Source organism: Porcipelethomonas ammoniilytica, from assembly GCF_025567485.1.
In the GTDB taxonomy this organism is placed as follows: Bacteria; Bacillota; Clostridia; order Oscillospirales; family Ruminococcaceae; genus Porcipelethomonas; species Porcipelethomonas ammoniilytica.
The window spans coordinates 1-1234 of record NZ_JAOQKH010000077.1; the positions used below are offsets into that span (position 1 = coordinate 1).

The 1234-nt window shown below is 41.5% G+C and carries 1 protein-coding gene and 1 pseudogene; both read left to right on the forward strand.

What is annotated here, in order from left to right; all coding sequences use genetic code 11:
* Positions 1-1011: helicase-related protein (locus OCV67_RS13310; protein ID WP_262644651.1), on the forward strand; the 1011-nt coding region annotated here is incomplete at its 5' end.
* A 5-nt stretch (positions 1012-1016) separates the two neighbouring features.
* Positions 1017-1234: pseudogene (locus tag OCV67_RS13315) on the forward strand (VRR-NUC domain-containing protein); the annotation flags it as partial.

Here is a 1234-nt window from a genome sequence, read left to right on the forward strand (position 1 = left end):
TATCTTTGTGACATTGACTGCAAAAGAATTGATATCGGTTACGATTTATCGGCGGTACATACACGCTGCGGAGATTATGCGCCCGGAGAATTATCAGAAGTCATGAGCGGTACAGAGGACGCAATTGCAGAGGCTTACAGGGATATGGCAAAAGGCGCAACGCTGATATTTGCCGCAAGCGTAAGTCATGCTGAATCAATTGCTGAAAAAATCCCCGATTCGGTCGTTATTACCGGAAAAACAAAAAATCGTGAGAATATCATTAATGCGTTTACCGAAAGAAAAATCCCTTGTCTTATAAACTGTATGGTTTTTACCGAGGGAACAGATATTCCTCTTGTTGAAACGGTAATTATAGCGCGTCCTACTCAGTCGGACAGCTTATATACTCAGATGGTGGGACGGGGTTTAAGACTTCATCCGGATAAGGAAAAATTAACGCTGATCGATTGCGTTGGAATTACGGGAAAACGTTCCCTTTGCACAGCGCCGTCATTGTTAGGAATAGATATCAGCAATATTTCAAAAGCACAGCAGGATAAGCTTGAGGGGGATTTATTCGAACTGCCTGAAAAAATTGAACGTGCGGCAGATACGCCGTCCAGCTGGATAAGAAATATTGAAATTGTGAATCTGTGGGCACGGGAACAGCAATATAATTTACATGATATTAATTTTTTCCAGATGCCGGACGGACGTTTGATATGTAATCTTCCGGAAAGAAAAAAGCTGATTATACCTTGCCCGGACGAACTAGGAAACGTGATCTATAACGGCAGCCGAACTGATATGCAAAGTGCAATTGATACGGTGTACACAGAATTAAATGAAAATTATTCCGACAGTGAATATATCTGGAATCTTGAAAAAGCCAAGCGTTGGGGACGTTATCCTGCGTCGGACAAGCAAATAAATCTGATAAAAAGAAAATGCAGGAATGAGGAGATTGACTTTGACAGTCTTACTAAATTACAAGCGTCTCAGATATTAAACAGAGTAATGGGAGGTTGATTTTTATGACAGAAGCACAGCATCAGATAAATGTGATCAAATGGACTCAGCAGCCTGGTATACGGCGTAAATATCCGGAACTGAAATTACTGTATCACATTCCTAACGAGCGTAAATGTTCTCAGATTCAGGGCAGACAGCTAAAATTACAGGGTGTTAAATCAGGTGTTCCCGACTTACATCTTCCCGTTGCGCGGGGCGAATATCTCAGTCTTTACATAGA